18 protein-coding genes are annotated in these 18762 nt (G+C 67.7%); 8 read left to right on the forward strand and 10 right to left on the reverse strand.

Annotation, left to right across the window (positions count from 1 at the left end; all coding sequences use genetic code 11):
• Positions 1 to 70: 70 nt before the first annotated feature.
• Complete coding sequence (locus QNJ67_18795) at positions 71 to 1006, reverse strand: N-carbamoyl-D-amino-acid hydrolase (GenBank protein ID MDJ0611030.1); 936 nt, start codon at positions 1004 to 1006, stop codon at positions 71 to 73.
• A gap of 283 nt (positions 1007 to 1289) precedes the next feature.
• On the opposite strand from QNJ67_18795, the gene QNJ67_18800 reads away from it, so the two are divergent.
• Entirely contained in the window at positions 1290 to 2555 is a 1266-nt protein-coding gene (locus QNJ67_18800; protein MDJ0611031.1) for a hypothetical protein, read from the forward strand.
• Positions 2556 to 2680: 125 nt separating this feature from the next.
• On the forward strand, positions 2681 to 4174 hold the full coding sequence (locus tag QNJ67_18805; protein MDJ0611032.1) for a BCCT family transporter: 1494 nt from the start codon (positions 2681 to 2683) through the stop codon (positions 4172 to 4174).
• Between the two features lie 99 nt (positions 4175 to 4273).
• On the opposite strand, the gene QNJ67_18810 is transcribed toward QNJ67_18805, so the two are convergent.
• The 4 genes from QNJ67_18810 to QNJ67_18825 all read right to left on the reverse strand — a co-directional run bounded on the left by QNJ67_18810 (position 4274) and on the right by QNJ67_18825 (position 8890).
• Positions 4274 to 5032, reverse strand: a complete 759-nt coding sequence (locus QNJ67_18810; GenBank protein ID MDJ0611033.1) for a VacJ family lipoprotein — start codon at positions 5030 to 5032, stop codon at positions 4274 to 4276.
• Entirely contained in the window at positions 5029 to 6354 is a 1326-nt protein-coding gene (locus tag QNJ67_18815; protein MDJ0611034.1) for an alpha/beta fold hydrolase, read from the reverse strand. The genes QNJ67_18810 and QNJ67_18815 overlap by 4 nt, the downstream gene beginning before the upstream one ends.
• Before the next feature lie 32 nt (positions 6355 to 6386).
• Positions 6387 to 7103: a DUF4410 domain-containing protein gene (locus QNJ67_18820; GenBank protein ID MDJ0611035.1), complete on the reverse strand. Its 717-nt coding sequence runs from the start codon at positions 7101 to 7103 to the stop codon at positions 6387 to 6389.
• A gap of 488 nt (positions 7104 to 7591) precedes the next feature.
• Positions 7592 to 8890 carry a division plane positioning ATPase MipZ gene (locus QNJ67_18825; protein MDJ0611036.1) on the reverse strand — a complete coding sequence of 433 codons (1299 nt, stop codon included), beginning with the start codon at positions 8888 to 8890 and terminating at the stop codon, positions 7592 to 7594.
• Between the two features lie 140 nt (positions 8891 to 9030).
• On the opposite strand from QNJ67_18825, the gene QNJ67_18830 reads away from it, so the two are divergent.
• Positions 9031 to 9207 (forward strand): magnesium transporter, encoded by a 177-nt coding sequence (locus tag QNJ67_18830; protein MDJ0611037.1) that lies wholly within the window; start codon positions 9031 to 9033, stop codon positions 9205 to 9207.
• 22 nt (positions 9208 to 9229) lie between these two features.
• Here the strand turns inward: QNJ67_18830 and QNJ67_18835 are convergent, their stop codons facing one another.
• Entirely contained in the window at positions 9230 to 9871 is a 642-nt protein-coding gene (locus tag QNJ67_18835) for a hypothetical protein (GenBank protein MDJ0611038.1), read from the reverse strand.
• A gap of 178 nt (positions 9872 to 10049) precedes the next feature.
• Between QNJ67_18835 and QNJ67_18840 the strand changes: the two genes are divergently transcribed.
• Together QNJ67_18840 and QNJ67_18845 are read left to right on the forward strand one after the other, a co-directional pair.
• Positions 10050 to 11177, forward strand: coding sequence for an alpha-D-ribose 1-methylphosphonate 5-triphosphate diphosphatase (locus tag QNJ67_18840; protein ID MDJ0611039.1), 1128 nt, complete (start codon positions 10050 to 10052; stop codon positions 11175 to 11177).
• Between the two features lie 13 nt (positions 11178 to 11190).
• The gene (locus QNJ67_18845; GenBank protein ID MDJ0611040.1) at positions 11191 to 12771 is read left to right on the forward strand and encodes a sodium/solute symporter; all 1581 of its coding nucleotides are present in this window, start codon (positions 11191 to 11193) and stop codon (positions 12769 to 12771) included.
• 46 nt (positions 12772 to 12817) lie between these two features.
• Here QNJ67_18845 and QNJ67_18850 read toward each other — a convergent pair whose 3' ends face one another.
• The gene (locus tag QNJ67_18850; protein MDJ0611041.1) at positions 12818 to 13300 is read right to left on the reverse strand and encodes a GNAT family N-acetyltransferase; all 483 of its coding nucleotides are present in this window, start codon (positions 13298 to 13300) and stop codon (positions 12818 to 12820) included.
• Between the two features lie 37 nt (positions 13301 to 13337).
• On the reverse strand, positions 13338 to 14789 hold the full coding sequence (gene hydA, locus QNJ67_18855) for a dihydropyrimidinase (protein MDJ0611042.1): 1452 nt from the start codon (positions 14787 to 14789) through the stop codon (positions 13338 to 13340).
• A gap of 92 nt (positions 14790 to 14881) precedes the next feature.
• On the opposite strand from hydA, the gene QNJ67_18860 reads away from it, so the two are divergent.
• Entirely contained in the window at positions 14882 to 15667 is a 786-nt protein-coding gene (locus tag QNJ67_18860) for an MBL fold metallo-hydrolase (protein MDJ0611043.1), read from the forward strand.
• Positions 15668 to 15801: 134 nt separating this feature from the next.
• Here the strand turns inward: QNJ67_18860 and QNJ67_18865 are convergent, their stop codons facing one another.
• Positions 15802 to 16623 (reverse strand): TauD/TfdA family dioxygenase, encoded by an 822-nt coding sequence (locus QNJ67_18865; GenBank protein ID MDJ0611044.1) that lies wholly within the window; start codon positions 16621 to 16623, stop codon positions 15802 to 15804.
• Between the two features lie 140 nt (positions 16624 to 16763).
• Between QNJ67_18865 and QNJ67_18870 the strand changes: the two genes are divergently transcribed.
• Positions 16764 to 17708, forward strand: a complete 945-nt coding sequence (locus QNJ67_18870) for a 2-dehydropantoate 2-reductase (protein ID MDJ0611045.1) — start codon at positions 16764 to 16766, stop codon at positions 17706 to 17708.
• Positions 17709 to 17726: 18 nt separating this feature from the next.
• Here the strand turns inward: QNJ67_18870 and QNJ67_18875 are convergent, their stop codons facing one another.
• On the reverse strand, positions 17727 to 18215 hold the full coding sequence (locus tag QNJ67_18875; GenBank protein MDJ0611046.1) for an RT0821/Lpp0805 family surface protein: 489 nt from the start codon (positions 18213 to 18215) through the stop codon (positions 17727 to 17729).
• Positions 18216 to 18410: 195 nt separating this feature from the next.
• Between QNJ67_18875 and QNJ67_18880 the strand changes: the two genes are divergently transcribed.
• A partial coding sequence (locus QNJ67_18880) for an isocitrate lyase/PEP mutase family protein (GenBank protein ID MDJ0611047.1) occupies positions 18411 to 18762 on the forward strand: 352 nt, incomplete at its 3' end.

Here is an 18762-nt window from a genome sequence, read left to right on the forward strand (position 1 = left end):
GTCCGGCGATGACAACAAGGGGGATTGGCAAGAGTTCTCAGGGCGACCTTGCCCCCTATCCGCGGCGCCGTCAGTCCGGTGGAACCGCGCCGGTGCGCTCGGTGATCAGGCCGTAGTGCTCGACCCGCCGGTGGGCGGCGAAGTTGAAGATCGTTTCCTTGCCGAAATTGCAGGCGTCGAGGTCGCAGTCGGCGACAATCAGCTCGTCTCCCAGGGTCCGGGCCTGCGCCACGATCTCGCCGCTCGGGGCGACGATCACGCTGCCGCCCATCAGCTCGTGACCGTCCTCCGAACCCGCCTTGGCGACGCCGACGACCCAGGTCGAGTTCTGGTAGGCCCCGGCCTGCATCGACATCTGGTTGTGGAACATGCGCAGGTGCGGCGCCTCGTCGGACTGAGAGTTGACCGTCGGCGTGTTGTAGCCGAGCAGCACCATCTCCACGCCCTGGAGCCCCATGACTCGGTAGGTCTCGGGCCAGCGCCGGTCGTTGCAGATGCACATGCCCATCACGCCGCCCAGAGCGCGCCACACGGGAAAGCCCAGGTTACCAACCTCGAAGTAGCGCTTCTCCAGGTGCTGGAACTTGCGCTCGGAATCGAACTCGGCGTGGCCCGGCAGGTGAACCTTGCGGTACTTGCCGACGATTGCACCTTCCTTGTCGACCAGAATCGCCGTGTTGTAGCGATGGACCGCGCCCGCCTCCTCGGTCAGCTCGGCGAAGCCGAGGTGGAAGGCGAGGCCCAGCTCCTTGGCCGTCGTGAAGAGCGGCTGGGTCTCGTTTCCCGGCATGGCGGACTCGAACCAGCGGTCGACCTCGGCCTGGTCCTCCATGTACCAGCGGGGAAAGAAGGTGGTCAGCGCCAGCTCGGGAAAGACGATGAGGTCACAGGCCTTGCGGTGGGCCTCCTCCATTAGCGCGATCATCCGCCCGACCACGGCCGCGCGCGGCTCGGCCTTCTGAATCGGCCCAAGCTGCGCCGCTCCCACGGTGATCACCCGCGCCATCAAGCTCCCCCAATGCATATCCTCGACGCTCGATGGTCTCATCTCGCGCCACGGCCGACAAGCGAGCGGGAAGGCTCCTCTCGTTTCACGGCCTGTTCAGCACCCTCAACCCTATCTTAGGTCGTCGGGGCCATCATGGATGGTCATTTGCCAGCCTTCTTCGTGTGGGAGACCAGCCCTGAAGATCGACGAGCTTTCCAAGCGTTGGAATGAACCGGGCCGGACCTATCGCCAGGACCTCTGTTCGCAGATCTCCGATTATCACGCCAACAGGATCGAAGAGGTGAAGGACTGCGACGATCCCCGCGACGAAGACCTTGCCGGCGCGGTCCTGGCCCAGGTCCGGGAGTTCAACGAAGAGGGTGCATGGCGGAAGGCGCGGCAGCACTTCGACCCGGCCTGGGAACCCTTTGTCAACCGCCTGGACAAGAACGGCCGCAGCCTGGACTGCGCCACGATTCTCGGCGAAGACGACTATCTGCTCCGACTCGGCTCCGAATACGAGGACGCCGAACTGGTCCGCATCCGGGGCGAAAGGGTCGTCCCGGTGGCTCAGGCCATGGCCTGCGCGATGTCCCGCAACCGCAAGTTCCTGGTCATGGCGGACAGGGCACGCGGTCTTGTTGTCACCGATGGGTTCCCCGGCACGCTGCTCGCCGAAGTGCCTTGGCCCGACCCGGAGGATCGGCTTCCCCATGGCTTGCCGGCGAAGCTGAGATCGGACTGGTCCCGTTTCGAAGGCGCGCCACAGGTCGTCGACCTGCGGATCTGCAACCATGGCAAGCGCATCCTCGTGATTTCCAGCGAAGAAGGCGTGCTGCTGTGCGATCTCAGCCGCGCCGAGCCGGCCTGGCGTCTGCTCCTGCCCGACTACGGCTGGGCCAGCAATCCCGATTTCGAGGAGGACGAGCCGCCCTACTTCGAGTCGGTCGACATGGTTCACGGCGATCTTTCGCCGGATGGCAACTTGGCGGCCTTCGGCTTGCAGCATACCAAACACTTCGTCGCAACCTTGCGCGAAGACGGTGTCGAGCCCTTTGCCAGGGTCGGCCAATACTCGGAGTATCCGCACTTCGCCCTCTTTTCGGACGACGGTCGTTTCCTCGCCTTCAACTCCTGCCATTTCTACAACGGCATTACGGGCGTGCTGGAGGTCGCCACCGCACGCGGACTCGAGACGCCTTCCTGGGAGGAGGATCCTCGCTTTCCCGTCGTCGAGAACAGTCTCCGGGTCTACGGCGCCACCTGGCTGCCGCCCGGGGCAACAGAGGAAGCGACCGGCGCCTTCTGCCTGGCCGGCGCCGGCTGGTTGAAGTGCGTCACGCCGGGGGGCGAACTCCTCTGGGAACATCTCTTCGGCTCGACGGCCAGCAGCCTGGACTACTGCCCGAAAAGCAACACCTTGCTGCTCGGCAGCTACTCCGGCTTTCTCCATGTGCTCGATCCCGGCGCCGAGGCCGAAGCCGGCACCGAGATCGGCTATCGCCCGCGCCGGGAGCGCAAGCGCTGGGTCTTCTGGCGCGAGGAGAAGACGCCGCTGCAATGGTAAGCGCGGCCCACCTGTAGGCCGATTCCAACGCGCTTCCGGTGTAACGCCCTGATTCAGATTACAGAAAACTTGCGTCGGGGCGGTTACTTGGCGGAGACTTATCGTCCCTCGTCGCGGAACCCGACTTGCTCAAGAACCCACTCCTTCTCCTCGCGCTTCTCTTGACCGGCGCCGTCGCTGTCTGGGGTCTGGTCGACACGGCGGGCCTGACCGCGGTCTCCGCCAAGCTGGTGCAGATCCAGTTCGCGGCGCGCGGCTGGTTCATCATGCTGACGGTCAGCTTCCTGCTGATCGTCAGCGGCGCGCTCGCGGTTTCAAGCTACGGCGCGATCAAGCTGGGGCACGACGACGACGAGCCCGAGTTCTCCACGGTCTCCTGGCTGACCATGCTGTTCGCCGCCGGCATGGGCGTCGGCCTGCTCTTCTGGGGCACGGCCGAGCCGCTGAGCCACTACCTGCTGATCTCCCAGTTCCAGGATTCGCGCGAATCCGCCTCGATGGCGCTCTTCGTGACCAACTTCCACTGGGGCCTGCACGCCTGGGCGATCTACGCCCTGACCGGCCTGGTGATCGGCTACTTCTCCTTCCGGCGGGGCACCGCCACCCTTGTGAGCGCGCCGATCACCGCGGTCTTCGGCGCAGGGCCCCTGGCGCGCGGCGTCGGCTGGCTGAGCGACCTCCTGGCGATCTTCGCCATCGCCATCGGCCTGGGCGGCTCGGTCGCCATGGGCGTGTTCCAGGTCAAGGAGGGGGTCGAGACTCTGCTCGGTCTCGAGCCCAGGGGCTTCGGCCTGACGCTCACGATCTTCGTGGTGCTCTGCCTCTCCTACATCCTGCCGCTAATGGTCGACCTCAGCCGCGGCATGGCCCTGCTGTCCAACGCCGCCATGGGTACTGCCGGGCTGCTCCTGGTCTTCATTCTCCTGGCTGGGCCGACCCACTTCATCATGGGCGGGATCACCCAGGCGATCGGCGAGTACCTGACCGGTCTCTGGGCGCACGGCTTCCGCACCTTCACCTTCCTGGACGAGAGGGTCGGCACCTGGTTCCAGTCCTGGACCCTGACCTACATGGTCTGGTGGCTCGCCTGGGCGCCATTCGTCGGCGTGTTCATCGCACGCATCTCCCGGGGCCGGACGATCCGCGAGTTCATCGCCGGCGTGATGCTGGTGCCGACGGCCTTCTCGATCCTCTGGTTCGGCGTGTTCGGCGGCGTCGGCTTCTACGGCCTGCTCGAGGGCGACGTGCCGATCGTCGAGGTGGTGCAGCAGAACGTGAGCCGCACCACCTTCTTCGTGCTCGACTTCTTTCCCCTGCCGGCCCTGACGACCGCGGCCGTGGTGATCGCCGCCTTCCTCTTCATCGTCACCAGCGTGGTGAGCGCCGCTTTCGTCCTGGGCATGTTCTCCACCGGCGGCGACCTCAACCCCAGCACCCGGGTCAAGCTGAGCTGGGGCGTGGTTCTGGGCGCGCTCGGCCTGGTCATGATCCTCTCGGGCAGCATCGACGCCGTGAAGTCGATCATCGCCCTGGGCGCCCTGCCCTTCGTCTACATCGTGCTCCTGCTGGTCGTCTGCCTATTGAAGGCATTGAAGCGCGAGGCGCGGGAGGCGCCATGAGCCCGCTGCTCGACACCCTCATCAACATTCAGATCTTCGTGGTCGTCGGCGTGCTGGTCTGGCTCTACTTCAAGGAAGATCCTGGCGGGGAGTAAGCCGCTACTTGGCGATGTCGAGGCGGCGCTTTTCCGTGTAGAGCAGCCGGACAAAGTCGTACTCGAAGGGCGAGCCCGACTCGAAGTAACGGAACTCCTCGCCGTGCCGCCGCTCAACCGCTTGGGTCGCGGTGATCTCCGGATGGTTGGACTGGAAGGTCGCCAGGCCGAAGGGGTCGGCCAGCATGAAAGCCGCGGTGTCGGTCACCAGCCCGGTGGTGTCGCGGAGGTTCGAGGGCCCGAAGATCGGCAGCACCATGTAGGGGCCCTCGCCCAGGCCCCAGACCCCGAGCGTCTGGCCGAAGTCCTCGCGCTGCTGCGGCTCGCCCAGTTCGGTCATTACGTCGAAGAAGCCGGCGAGACCGAGGGTCGTGTTGACGAAGAAACGGACCAGGGCGAGGCTCGCCCGCCTGATCCTCCCCTGGAGGATCGAGTTGACCAGGGTGGTCAGCTCGGTGAGGTTCGAGAAGAAGCTGGTCACGCGACGCTGGACGAAGGGCGGGACCACGAAGTCGTAGAGCTCGGTGACCGGAATGAACAGCGCCCGGTCGAACACGGCGTTGAACTTGTAGATCGAGCGGTTGACCGGCTCGAAGGGGTCGTAGACGTCGATCGCATAGACCGCGTCCTCGGTGTCGATGTCTTCGAACTCGAAAATCGCGCGCTCGCCGTCGAGGGCGAGCTCCTGTTCGGGCGCGCTCTGGCAAGCGCCCAGCACCAGGAGCGCCAAGCAGAGCAGCAGCCGTGCCGCCGGCCGCTTCACCGCGCGCTCCATCCCTCGGTGAAGAACCCGGTCATGGCCGCGATGTTGTCGCGGTGGCGCAGGTTGCCGCAGTGGCCACCCTTGGGAAAGATCATGGCCCGGCTGCCGAACAGGGATTTCAGGTAATCGATCTCGCCGGGCGCCAGGATGATGTCGTCCACGTTGGTCATCAGCCCGATTTTCGGCGAGTTGCGCAGATAGCCTTCGATGGACTTGAGGCTGCTCTCGGCAATCAGCTCATCCAAGCGCACGCCCGGGCGCCGCTGCTGGAAATAGGGATAGAGCAGATGCTGGACGTAGTTGACGAAGCCGACCCGGACGCTGACCTTGAGGTAGTTGGTCAGCGAATCGGGCGTCCTCAGCCTGGCGTTCCGGCGCACCACGACGCCGGAGCGGGTGAAGACGTCGGACACGAAGAGCATGTTGGCGGAGGAGACGCGGAAGGCGACGCCGATCACGGCCCGGAGGTCGTCCTCCGTCGGCTGTCCCCGCTTGTAGAGCAGGTAGAGGAAGTCCGAGCTGAGGTCGAGAAAGTCCTCCTCCTTGTAGATCTCGGCGAAGCGGGCCAGCAGCCTCTCGAAGAAAATGTTGAAGTTGTCCATGCCCCCGGGGATCGCCTCGACCATCTCGTCAAGGATCTCGACCGAGTTGAACAGGCTGACCGGCGGGTTGATCATCAGGACCTTCTTGAAGTCGAAGGCCTCGGCGCCGCTCGCCAGCAGATCGTCGTCGAACTTGGCGACGAAGGCCGCCTGGGCCGCGCCGAGGCTGTAGCCCGTCAGGTAGAACTCCGAGACCCGGATGGTGTCCGCGACGGCCGCGTAGGCTTCCCGCATCACGCGGTGCATGTCGCGGGCGTCGTCGTCCAGGAGTCCGGGCACCTGGGTCTCCGAGGCGGTCGAGATGAAGTTCGAGTGGGTCGGCGACGGCAGGGAGATGACGTGGAATCCGGCCTGGTAGAAGGCCCGCTCCATGATCAGCATCAAGCGGGCCTGGTGGCTCGATCCCGTGCCGGCGATATTGAAGATCAGCGGCGCCTCCTGGCGCTGGCGCACGATGGAGAAGCGCAGCTTGTCGTTGTACCAGAAGAGCTCCGGGATGCGCCTTTCCGGGAAGAGGGTGAGCCCGATCTCCTGCTTCGGGACGCGATCGGGCAGCTCGGCGGCGAGCCTGCTGGGGGTGCCGACGACGGTAGCGGCGAAGGCATTGTCGAAGGGGAACTCGTAGTCTTTCCCAGGGGTCAGTGGCAGGCCCTCGGCGGCCAGCGCCATGCCCGTCGCGGCGGCCCATAGCAACGCCGCCAATAGAATCCCGCGCTTCATCGACTCCCCCCGCCCGGCCCGCGGCCGCGCCGTTATCCCTCGATCCAGCCGCGCTTCTTGAAGCCTTCGCGCAGTACGCCCGAGATTTCCTCGGCGGTGCGCGAGGCGGCGGCGCTGATGCTCTCCGGACCGACCTCCTTGATGACCTGGGCCCCGCCCGCGACCACCGCGCTGGCCGCCGCCCTGCCCGTCGCGGCGCCGACCCCGACAGGCACGATGACGCCGGGCAGATAGCCCCCGGCCGCCTCGACCTCGGCCGAGCCCAGCGGCCGCAGGCCTTCGGGCGTGACCTGGTAGCCCTCGACCAGAGTCCTGAGCTCGGCGGCCCCCGCCCCGAAGCCGATCAGCATGCGCTTGACGCGGCTGCCCTCGTCGATCGTGATGAATGCGCCCCGTAACACGATGTCACCGTTCCTGGGTGGCGGCCCGCTGCCGGCCAGTTCCGCCGGCAGACCCATCTCCAGGATGTCCTCGACCAGGTTCGTGGCCACCTGGTCGCCCAGCTGCCGTCCCAGCTCTTTCTGCTCCTCGCTCTGAGGCTCGTCGCGTCTCGCGTAGTGCTCGGCGATCGCCGAGTCCGCCGGAAGGTCGTCCGGCGTGGCCGCGAAGCTGTAGACGATGATACGGGTCGGCTTCGGGATCTCCTCGTCACCCACGTTGGACCGCCGCGCCGTCACGTCGGTTGAGGCGCAGCCCGAACCGAAGACCAAGAGAAGCAACCCGCAGAAAGCTGAGCCCGGCAAGCGCATGGCGAAGTCCCTTTCCCCCCAAGCCACGGTGCCGATCTTCGAAGGATCGGCCTCTTAGTTAGCACTTCTTTGGTCGCGTGCGAACAGCCCCGGGCGCTTCTTATTGGCGGCGTGGGGGTCGGGCAATAAAAAAGGGCGCTCCCGGGCTCGATTGCGATCCGGGAGCGCCCCATCGCCTGCGGCTCGCGCGGGGGGCAGCGTGATCCGCTGGCGGCAAACCAGAGAGTACAAAAATGTTAGGCCGGGCTCGCAGTACCGGCGGTTTCCTACCCGTCGGTACGCACCCGGCCGAAGCGCGGATCAATCAGGAGGCGAACGTTTTCGCGATTTCCGAGACGGGCGCCCGGCTCGCGCGGGCAGGCGGTCGATCGGACACGCCGTTCAAGACCGGAACCGCAACCAAGTGTCTCGTCGCGCGGTCGCGCTACTGGGATTGGTCGAATGCCACCGCGCGCCCTTGGCCAATTTCGCGGGCCCGGACGAACCGCTTACGCGGTCGCCCGCTCCAGTGACGCTGCCGATTGGGTGGGCTCGAGCGCCAGGGCGTCGACCAGCGACAGCAGTTCGCGGCGGGCGCGGGCGTGGCTCGGCGCGCGCCGGCTTTCCTGTGCGCCGTCTTCCAGGTCGAACAGCGTGAGGCCCCGGTCGAACAGGGCACGATAGATCACCCGCTCGCTCAGTCCCGAGGCCAGCGCGAAGTCCAGCCTCTCAGACAGCTGGCTTAGCAGCAGCCTCATGTCGCGCGCATTGTGGCTGTCGACATGGCCGACCCGGTTGCGCATCACGTACCAGCGGCACGGCCGCCCCCGCTCGCCCGCCTGGAGGCCGCGGACCTCACGGACCATGGCGCAGTAGGGGCTCGGCGCCTCGACCTCGCGCCGCTGCCGGTTGATCCTCGCCAGGACGTCGACGTCGAGCAGGCTATCGTTCATCGGCGTCACGAGCAGGTCGGCGCACCAGTGGCCGATCCGGCCGAGGTGGGACAGGCTGCCCGGCGTATCGATCACCACCACGTCCTGGTCGGCCAAGGCCTGGAGGCTCTGGGCGACGGCCGCGGATTCCTCCGACTCGGCCAGATCGCGGCCTCGCCGCGTCGAACGCTCGACGCGGTGCAGCGCCGGCATGGGCAGGCTCTCCTCGGGCCGCGCTTCCAGCGCGTCAGCGCGATGGGCGAAGAAGGCGGTAAGCGTCCCCTGAGACGCGTCGAGATCCAGCGCACCGACCTTGAGGCCGCGCCGCAGCAGGGCGACGATCAGATGCAGCGCCAAGGTCGACTTGCCGCTGCCGCCCTTGGCGTTGCCCAGGGTGACGATCCGCGGCCGGCGCGCACCGCCGTCGAGCGCCTTAAAGATGTCGCTGCCGAACTTGATCGCGGGACGGCCCAAGGCCTCGGAGACCGCCGCGATCTCCTTGACCGTGCGGATCGAGGCGCCGTCCTCGGCGTGGGCGATCGCCGAGACGGTCTGGGTCACGGTCTCGGCCGCGCCCTCGTCGCCCGCCGTGCCGGCCACCGCCTTCAGCACGCGCTCGCGGCTCGAGGGCCGGCGCGCTCGCAGCTTGTAGGCGTGGCTGTCGAAGATCTCCGCCGCCGCCCGGGGGTTGAGGCCGCGGAACGCCTCGATGGCGCCCAGCGCCTTATCGAGCGCGACCCTCTTGGCCAGGGAGACCTCGCCGTCGGCCGTGGCCACCAGCGCGGCCGCCGCGAGGGCCGCGTCGATCGCCGCCCGGCTCTGGGCGCGGGCGGCGCGGTCGTGCACCGCGGCGGTCAGCTTGTCCAGGAAAACCATCTAGGCGACGCGGACCGGCGAACGCGTCGCGTCCGGCGGCCTCGGCACAGCTGTACTCGACAAACGGCAATTGGTGGTCATCACCCCCTCCAAAGCCTTGTCGCAGTCTTGACAAGAGGCCTACAAAGCTGCTCGGAGTCGTGTCCAGCGATTTCCGGACGCTGTCACGGGAGTTCCTCCTGGTGCTGAACTCCCTCAAGGTCGACCCCGCGGTTGCGACGGGCGTCTTCATCACGACCAGCAACGACATCTTCGGCGTGCTGATCTACTTCCTGATGACCACGGCCCTCTACCTCGGCCCCGCCGGGCTGGGTTAGCTGGGAAGATCCGCCGGGCCGGTCACAAGAAGCCGTGCCACCCCATGGGAACCACGGCGTTGAGGCAGCCGAAGATGAAGCAGAGGCCGCCCGAGAGGGCGAGGACGATGGCAACCGCGCCGATCCGGCCGGACGGCTTCTCGCGGCGCAGAATGCGCTGGTGGTTGGTCAGCTCCGCGACGTAGGCAAGGGCGCCGGCCAGGACGGCGAAGAGGGCCCCGGCGGCGAACACCAGCACAGCGGCTGTCACCCGCTCGGGCGAGACCGCCTGATCGGCGGCGTTCGTGGCTTTCCCGAGGAACGCGATCAGCGCGACGGCCGCGCCGCCGTTCATGACGAAGAGACTGCCCAGCGCCTGCCGCGCATAGCTGCTGTAGGCGGCGAAGAGCTGTTCCGGCGGGAAGCCCTGCTCGACGATCTCGATGCTGGTCAGCTGCTCCCGGACCGGCTCCGGCACGGCGGCGTGCATCAGGTAGCGGAACGCTGGCGCGGCCGGACCGCTCGCCTTCTCCATGAAGACGTTCATCTCACGGGCCACCTGCCGGGGGTCCTCGGACCCGGCCCCGATGCGGTTCAGGATCACGAAGAGCCTGCTCTTTTCCCCCGCGTCGAGACCTTCGAGGTCCCCGACGACTTGTTTCACCACGTCCACGGCAATTGTCATGACCAGACTCGAAACCTCCCTCGATCGACGGAGCACTGATAGCAGCCCCAGGGCCGCTTTGCATGCCTGTGCGAGAAGTTCGCCGCTCGATATCAGTTTGTTAGAGCAATTCCTGCTGAAATCGGCCGACGCATCGGCTAAAGCTTGCGCCGGTCCCCCGCGAGCGAGGACGAGTACCATGAACTGGATTGTCGAAGGCGGCCGCGCCCTGATCGGCGGCGAGATCCTGCCGGCCGATGTCTTCGTCGAGGCGGACCGGATCGCCGGCCAGCCGGCCAGGGAGGCCGAGCGCTTCGATGCGGCCGGCCTGCTCGTGCTGTCAGGCATCGTCGACGTCCACGGCGACGGCTTCGAGCGCCAGATCATGCCGCGGCCGCGCGCGCACTTCCCACTCGACGTGGCCCTGCGCGACACGGACCATCAGATGATCGCGAACGGGATCACGACCGCGTTTCACGGCCTGACGGTCTCCTGGGAGCCGGGGCTGCGCAGCCTCGAGACGGCGCGCGGCTTCGTCGAGGCGCTTGACCGTCTGCGGCCGACGCTGGCCTGCGACAACCGCCTGCACCTCCGCTGGGAGACCTTCGCCCTCGACGCGGTCGAGGAGGTGCTGGCCTGGCTAGCCCTGGAGCCGCGGCCGATCCTCGCCTTCAACGACCACACGACCAAGTCGGCGGAGCAGGGAACGCGGGTCCGCAAGCTGGACGAACTGGCCGAGCGCGCCGGCCTGACGCCCGAGGACTACAAAGCGCTGCTTGCCGAGGTCTGGGCGCGCCGAGACGAGGTGCCCGACACGATCGCCCGGCTGGCTGGTCACGCCCGCGGCCTCGGCGCGGTCCTCCTGGCCCACGACGAGGAGACGCCGGAAGAGCGCGCCCGGTTCCGCGCGCTGGGCGCCGTCGCCTCCGAGTTCCCTCTGAACGAGGCGACCGCCCGCGCCGCGCGGGAGGCCGGCGAGCACACCATCATGGGCGCGCCCAACGTGGTGCGCGGCGGCAGTCACCTGGGCGCGGTCAATGCCGCCGACGCGGTCTCGGCGGACCTCTGCTCGGTCCTCGCCACCGACTACTACTACCCCGCCCCGCTGCTCGCCGCCTTCCGGCTCGCCGCCGAGGGCCGCACGACCCTGCCCGAGGCCTGGGACCTGGTCTCGAAGAACGCGGCCGAAGCGGCCGGCCTCGAGGACCGGGGCGCCCTGGATCCCGGCAAGCGCGCCGACCTGATCCTGGTCGACGACAACGACCCGCTCTCGCCCCGCGTGGTCGCCTGCTTCGTCGCCGGAAAAAGGGTCCTCGCGCGTCACTGACGGGCGGCTCGCCTTGGCGCTCTCCGGCATCGACGTCGCGGTCGTCCTGCTCTACTTGGTCGCGGTCGTCGCTATCGGCCTCTGGGCCGGCCGCGGCGAGCGCGACACCGCCGACTACTTCCTCGCCGGCCGGGCACTGCCCTGGTACCTGATCGGCTTCTCCTTCTTCGCCTCCAACATGTCGGGCGCCAGCTTCGTCGGCCTGATGGGCGCCGCCTACAGCCACGGGATGGTGGTGTTCAATTACGAGTGGACCGCCACCCTGGTCCTGATCTTCTTCGCGCTCTTCATGCTGCCGGTCTTCCTGCGCGCGGGGCTCTTCACGGTGCCCGCCTACCTCGAGGCGCGCTTCGACCGCCGCTCGCGCTGGGCCTACGCCGGCTTCACCATCCTGACCCTGATGTTCCTCGACACCGCCGGCGCGCTCTATGCCGGCGGCGTGGTGATCAGCACCGCCTGGCCGGAGGTCGATCTGTGGCAGACCAGCGCGGCCCTCGCCGTGCTGGCCGGGGCCTATACGCTGTTCGGCGGCCTGCGCTCGGTCGTGGTCACCGACGCCCTGCAGGCCGTCCTGATGATCGGCGGGGCGGGGCTGATCTTCTGGGTCGGCCTCGTCGAGGTCGGCGGGTGGCGGAGCCTGACCGAGGGTCTGGACGCGGCCCGGCTCCGGCTGGTCAAGCCGGCCGACGACGGTTTCCTGCCCTGGCCGGGAATCCTGGGCGTGGTCCTGCTCGGCTTCTACTACTGGACCCTCAACCAGTACTTCGTCCAGCGCGCCCTGGCCGCCCGCTCCCTCGACCAGGGCCGCAAGGGCGCGCTGTTCGGCGGCCTGCTGAAGCTGCCCAACGTCTTCCTCATGATCCTGCCCGGCATGATCGCCGTGGTCCTGCTGCCCGAACTGGACAGCCCGGACCGCGTGTTCCCGACCCTCGCCTTCGAGCTACTGCCGGCCGGCCTGCGTGGGCTCGTCCTGGCCGCGCTCCTGGCCGCCATCATGTCGAGCCTGGACAGCGCGCTCAACGCGGCCTCCTCCCTGCTCACCATGGACTTCGTCAAGCCGCTCCGCCCGGCGACCTCGGAGCGGGCGCTGCTCGCCATCGGCCGGGGCTTCACCGCGCTGCTGATCGTGCTCGCAGCGCTCTACGCCCCGCTGATCGAGCGCTTCGGCTCCCTGTTCCAGTACTTCCAGTCGACCCTCGCCTACCTGGTGCCGCCGATCGTGGCGGTCTACATGGCGGGCCTGTTCTGGTCGCGGGCGAGCGCGGCGGGCGCCTTCTGGGGTCTCGCCGGCGGGCTCGTCCTCGGCCTCGCGCTCTTCCTGATCCAGGAAGTGAGCGGGCTCTGGGCCGCCTTCGGCTGGCCCCGGGTCCACTTCACCTACATGGCGCTCGCCATGTTCGGCCTCACGCTGGTGATCCTGACGGCGGTCAGCCTGGCACGCCCGGCGCCGGCGGCGCGGCCTGATGCCCTGTTCCGCTGGTCGGACCTGAAACCCGAGGCCGGCGCGCGCCCGAAGACCTGGTTCGGCGACTACCGGATCCAGGCCGCGGCGCTGGCCATCCTGATGCTCGGCTTCATCCTGGCCTTCTGGTAAGGCTGCGCTGCCCGACTCGGGTGCGCAGTGCCGAAGCGATCGTGACTCATCCCCCCTCGCGCCGCTTCCACAAGGTGACGCGGCATGGCTCAAACCCGAGCGCCGTGAAGCAGGCCTGGGCGTCGACGTTGTCGGCCCAGGTGTTCAAGATGACTTCGTCGACATGGTCTTCCTCGGCGACCTTGTCGACAAATTCGAAGAGCGCCCGCGCGACACCCCGTCTCTGATGGCTCTGATCGACGCAGACATGTTGCACGAAGAGGCGTCTGCGGCGGTGGTTGAAAAGCGTGGCCCGCTTGTTCTGCCTTTCGAACCAGAGATAACCGGTCCGAGCGCCCTCGACCTCGGCGACGACCAGACAATTGAGGGCCGGTTTGCCGAGCAGACGCTGAAAGAAACGTCGGACGCGGAGCGAATCTGCCGGAAACTTGAACTGGGATGGGTGCGCCCGCGCGTGTTGCGCCAGGACCTGATTGTTGAGTCGGACGAGGTCGTCCAGGTCGGCTTCCGTGGCAAGTCTGATCTGCATGTCGCCCTCCCGGTCCGGGGGTCCTTCAGGCGCTCCGTCAGCCGGTGAAAGCCCCGCTCTCCGGGTCGAACCCGCCGGGGAAGAGCCCGCGCGGCTTGGCGGCGTCGGGGAAGTCGCAGGGCAGGAAGCGGCCCCGCCCGGGATTGCCTTGCGGGTCCTTCCCGTCCCAGACCACCTCGCCGCGGGACAGGGTGACGACCGGCCAGCCGGTCACCGTGCGGCCCTCGTAGGGCGTGTAGTCCATGGCGTCGTGCAGCATCTCGTGGCGGATCGTCACTTCAAGATCCGGGTCCCAAATCGCTATGTCGGCGTCGGCCCCGACGGCGATCGTGCCCTTGCGCGGGTGCAGGCCGTAGATCCGGGCCGGGTTGGTCGCGGTCAGCGCGACGAAGTGGTTGAGCGAGATCCGCCCCGTCTTGACCCCCGCCGAGAACAGCATGGGCAGGCGGATCTCCAGGCCCGGCACGCCGTTGGCCAGCTTGGTGAAGGGCGCCTTGCCCCCCTGCTTGCCGTCGGGGTCGTCGAACTTGTAGGGCGCGTGGTCCGAGGAGAAGACCGAGAGCACGCCGGTCTGAAGGCCGCGCCAGACGAACTCCTGGTTGGCGGCGTCGCGCGGCGGGGGGCTGCAGACGTACTTCGCGCCCTCGAAGCCCCGGTCCATGTCCTCGGCGGTCAGGAAGAGGTACTGCGGGCAGGTCTCGCCGTAGACCCGGAGTCCGCGCTGCTGGGCCTGGGCGATTTGGTCGATCGCGGCGCGGTCGGAGACGTGGACGATCAGCACCGGAACGTCGACGATCTCGGCAAGCGTGATCGCCCGGTGGGTCGCCTCGCGCTCGGCCGGCCCCGCGTGGGCGACGCCGTGGAACTTGGGCTCGGTGTGGCCGGCGGCAATCAGGCGCTCGCTCAGCCAGGAGATCACGTCGTGGTTCTCGGCATGAATCATCACCATGGCGCCCTCGCGCCGGGCGGTCGCGAGCACGTTCAGCATTTCCCGGTCGTCGAGCTTGAGCGCGTCGTAGGTCATGTAGACCTTGAAGGAGGTGCAGCCGTCACGCAGCAGGGCCGGCAGCTCCTGGCCAAGGACCTGGTCGCTGGGGTCGGTGATGATCAGGTGGAAGGCGTAGTCGATGACCGCCTCGCCCTCGGCCCGCTTGTGGTAGGCCTCGACCACCTGGCGCAGCGACTGGCCCCGGTACTGGGCCGCGAAGGGGACGATCGTCGTGGTCCCGCCGCAGGCCGCGGAGATGCTGCCCGAGCGGAAGTCGTCGGCGGTCTCGACGCCGTGGGAGCCGGCCTGGGCGATATGGCAGTGGCTGTCGACCCCGCCCGGCAGCACCAGCTTGCCGCGCGCATCGATCCGCTCTGCCCCGCCGTCGAGCTTCGCGGCGAGCGCCGCCACCTTGCCGTCCTTGACTCCGACGTCGCAGTCCGTCGTGTCGGCTGCCGTCGCCACCGTGCCGCCGTGTATCACCAGATCGAAGTCCGCCATTCCCGCCCTCTTGCGCCTTGCCGGAGCACGACTGTTCCACAGTCACAAAGGCTTCGCTACGCCTTTCCGGAAAGCTGCGCTAGAGTCGGGCCATGAAACCCGCCACGCTTCACGCCGCGGCCGCGCTGTTCCTCTTCGGCGCCGCCGAGGTCTCGGCCAAGTGTCTGCCGATCGCCGGCACGCAGCCGCGCATGATCCCCGCCGCCGCCACCGAGGCGGCCCTGCCCGAGGAGGGCAGCGTGCGCCTGACCTTCCTGGGGCACTCCAGCTTTCATATTGAGACCGCCCAGGGCGTCTCCGCGGTGACCGACTTCAACGGCTACCTCGTGCCCGAGGAACTGCCCGACATCGTCACCATGAACAACGCCCACGATACCCACTACTCCGACTACATCGACCCGGAGATCGGCGTGGCGCTGCGCGGCTGGAACGACAAGACGGGCATCGCGCTGCACGACGTGACCATTAAGGACCTGCGGGTCTGGAACCTGCCGACCAACGTGCGCGACTGGGGCGGCACCCGCTACAACGGCAACTCGATCTTTGTCTTCGAGGCCGCCGACCTCTGCATCGGCCACCTGGGCCACCTGCACCACCTCTTGACCGACGAGCACCTGGGCGAGCTCGGCCTGATCGACGTGCTGCTGGCACCGGCCGACGGCATCTGGACCATGGGCCACGAACGCATGGCCCAGGTGATCGCCCAGATCAGGCCTTCGGTCGTGATTCCCATGCACTACTTCAACGCCGAGACGCTCGGCCGTTTCCTGAGTGCGATGGAGCCGCGTTACTCCGTGGTGGTCAGCGAGACCCCGACGGTCACCTTTTCCCGCCTCAACCTGCCCTTCAACCAGGTCCTTGTGCTGCCGGGCGGGTAGGGATGCAAGCCGTCACCATCATCCTTCGACAAGCTCAGGATGAGGGAGCAACTGGGGCCGGAAAGAGACACCCTCACCCTGAGCCTGTCGAAGGGTGACGGTGATCAAGGGCTCAAGACGATGGCAGACGCAACCTAAGCCACCGGCCGCGCGCCGCAGATCGTGACCCGGTGGCCGGAGCGGGTCTCGGGCCAGTAGTCCCAGAGCGCCAGGTGCTGGACGCAGCGGTTGTCCCAGAGCGCAGCCGAACCGGCGCGCCAGCGGAACCGGCACTGAAAGCGCGGCTGGTCCAGGTGGCGGAACAGGAAATCCAGGACGGCCCGGCTCTCCGCCGGCTCGAGGCCGAGGATCTTCTCCGTGAAGTTCTCGTTGACGAAGAGCGCCTGCCGGCCCGTCACCGGGTGGCGGCAGACCACGGGATGCACCGATTCGGGATAGCGCCCGTCGCGGGTCTCGGCCTCGGCGGTGCCGAAGTAGTCGCGGTAGCTGAGCCGCCCCGAATGCACCGCCGACAGGCCGGAAAGAAAGTCACGCAGGGGCGCCGACAGTGCCTCGAAGGCGGCGTACATGTTGGCGAAGAGCGTATCGCCGCCGCTCTCCGGCACCTCGTGCAGGTGGAGAATGCTGGCCGCCGGCGGTTCCGCGTCGCAGGAGACGTCGGAATGCCAGCAGCGCCCGGCCTGGTGCTTCGAGTGCGCGTCGTTGTGGATCCTGATGATGCCTGGGTGTCCCTCGAGGTCGCCCTGGGGATGGATGTGCAGTTCGCCGAAGCGGCGGCCGAGCGCCTGCAGCCCCTCGACGCTCAAGTCCTGATCGCGGAAGAACAGCACGAGGTGATCCATCCAGGCCTGGTGCAGCACCCGGAAGGTCGCCTCGTCCAGGGGCCTGGTCAGGTCGACGCCAGCGACCTCGGCGCCGATCGCCGGCGAGACCGGGGTGACTTGGATGTCGCTCATCGCGGACTCCTGATAGACGGCCCATTCTGCGCCAAAAGCGGATGACCGCAAACAAGCGCGATAGCGCCCTGCGTTTCACGCATGACGCGGGCACTGTATGCTGTTGCCATCAGTCAGGCAGGATACGGGGGGACAGCACCATGAAGATCGCGGTCGTGGGCGCCGGCGCCATGGGATCGATTTATGCCGGCCTCTTGGCCGACGCCGGGCACGAGGTCTGGGCCGTCGACCTCTGGCGCGAGCATCTGGAGGCGATCGCGCGAGACGGCCTGCGCGTCGAGGGCGCGAGCGGCGACCGGGTGGTGAAGGGCATCAAGACTGCGGAAGACCCGGCCGCGGCGGGGCCCTGCGATCTCTACATCATCGCGACCAAGGCCTCTGGCGTCGGGCCGGCGGCGCGCGCCATCGCGCCGGTCCTGGGGCCGAGATCGCTGGTGCTGACGATCCAGAATGGGCTGGGCGCCGGCGAGCGGATCGCCGAACACATGGCGACGGAAAACGTCCTGCTCGGCGTGGCCCAAGGCTTCGGGGCCTCGATGAAGGGCCCGGGCCACGCCCACCACAACGGCATGAGCCTGATCCGCATCGGCGAGATCGGCGGCGGCATGACCGAGCGTCTTCAGTCGCTGGAGAGCGTCTGGGCCGGGGCCGGCTTCGAGGTCAAGGCTTTCGAGAACATCGAGCAGCTGATCTGGGAGAAGTTCGTCTGCAACGTCACCTTCAGCGCGCCCTGCGCGGTCTTCGAGGGCACGATCGGCGAAATCATGGCCGACGCGGGCGCCTGGGACATCGCGCGGCGGGCCGGCATCGAGGCCTACGCGGTCGGCCGGGCCAAGGGCGTGGACTTCTCCTTCGACGACGCGGCAGCCTACGTCACGGTATTCGGCGCCAAGATGCCGAACGCCAGGCCCTCTCTCTACCTAGACCACCTGGCGCGCCGCCCTTCCGAGATCGACGCCATCAACGGCATGGTCCCGGTGCTCGGCCGCCAGCTCAACATTCCCACGCCGGTCAACGAGACCCTGAGCGCAATCGTCCGGTTCCGCGAACGGCGCTTTTCGGAGCGGGGCGCAGCGGCGGAGTAGAGACCTTCCGCGAAAGCCTCAGCTCTGCAGTTCCCACTGGCCGTCGGGCTGGCGGCAGGCCGTGCCGTAGGCGCTCTCCTCCTGCCCACCGACGATGATGGTCTGCTGGAACTCGCGGCAGTAGGTGCCGTCGGCCTTCTGAAAGGTCCGGGTCGGCGTCATGCTTCCGGAGTTGCCGCTGTCAGGATTCCGCCACGTCGAGGTCTGGCCCTTGGGCATGGTCTCCAGCGCGCGCTGCGAGTTCCTCTCCGCAATCCGCCGGTCTTCCTGGTCGAGCGCGTTGCCGATCGCACCGCCCGCCAGGCCGCCCAGCAGGACGCCCGCGATTATGCCCGTGGGACCGCCGTTGGCCGCCGCGCCGATCAGGCCGCCGCCGGCCGCGCCGAGCGCAGCGCCAATGGCCGTTTTCTCGCCGTACTCTTCCTGGTCGCTCGAACAACCGGCTACCGCCAGCGTGGGCGCAACAACCAGAATCGCGGCGAACCGCTTCATCCGAACTTTCATCATCTCCAGTCCCCAAATCTTGAAGGCTGGGCGCCAGGCGCCCCGCGTTAATATCCCTAGTATAAATGGGGATGATTCCTGGATATGCTCGGGCCAAAGGCTCTTTTTCACGGAGTCTTTATTCCGCCGCACCTCGGATGACGGCTTTTCCGGCAGCCGCCCTGGGGTGGCGATCGGCTGAAGGGGGAAGAGAAGGGCATGGCGCGCTGGAGCCGACGCCGCGAGCAGTTTCGGTCGATCATCGAGGGCGAGGCCTGCGTCCATCCGGCCTCGGTCCACGACCCCGTCTCGGCGCGGATCGCCGAGGATCTCGGCTTCGAGATGGGCATGTACGCCGGCTCTACCGCCGCGCTGACCGTGCTCGGCGCGCCCGACCTGATCCTGCTCACGCTCACCGAGTTCGCCGGACAGGCGCACCGCATCTCGCGGGCCTCGGAACTCCCGCTGCTGGCGGACGCCGATCACGGCTACGGCAACGCGCTCAACGTCATGCGCACGGTCGAGGAGCTGGAAGCGGCCGGGATCGCCGGGCTGACCATCGAGGACACGG

This window comes from Kiloniellales bacterium (assembly GCA_030064845.1).
Lineage (GTDB): Bacteria > Pseudomonadota > Alphaproteobacteria > Kiloniellales > JAKSDN01 > JASJEC01.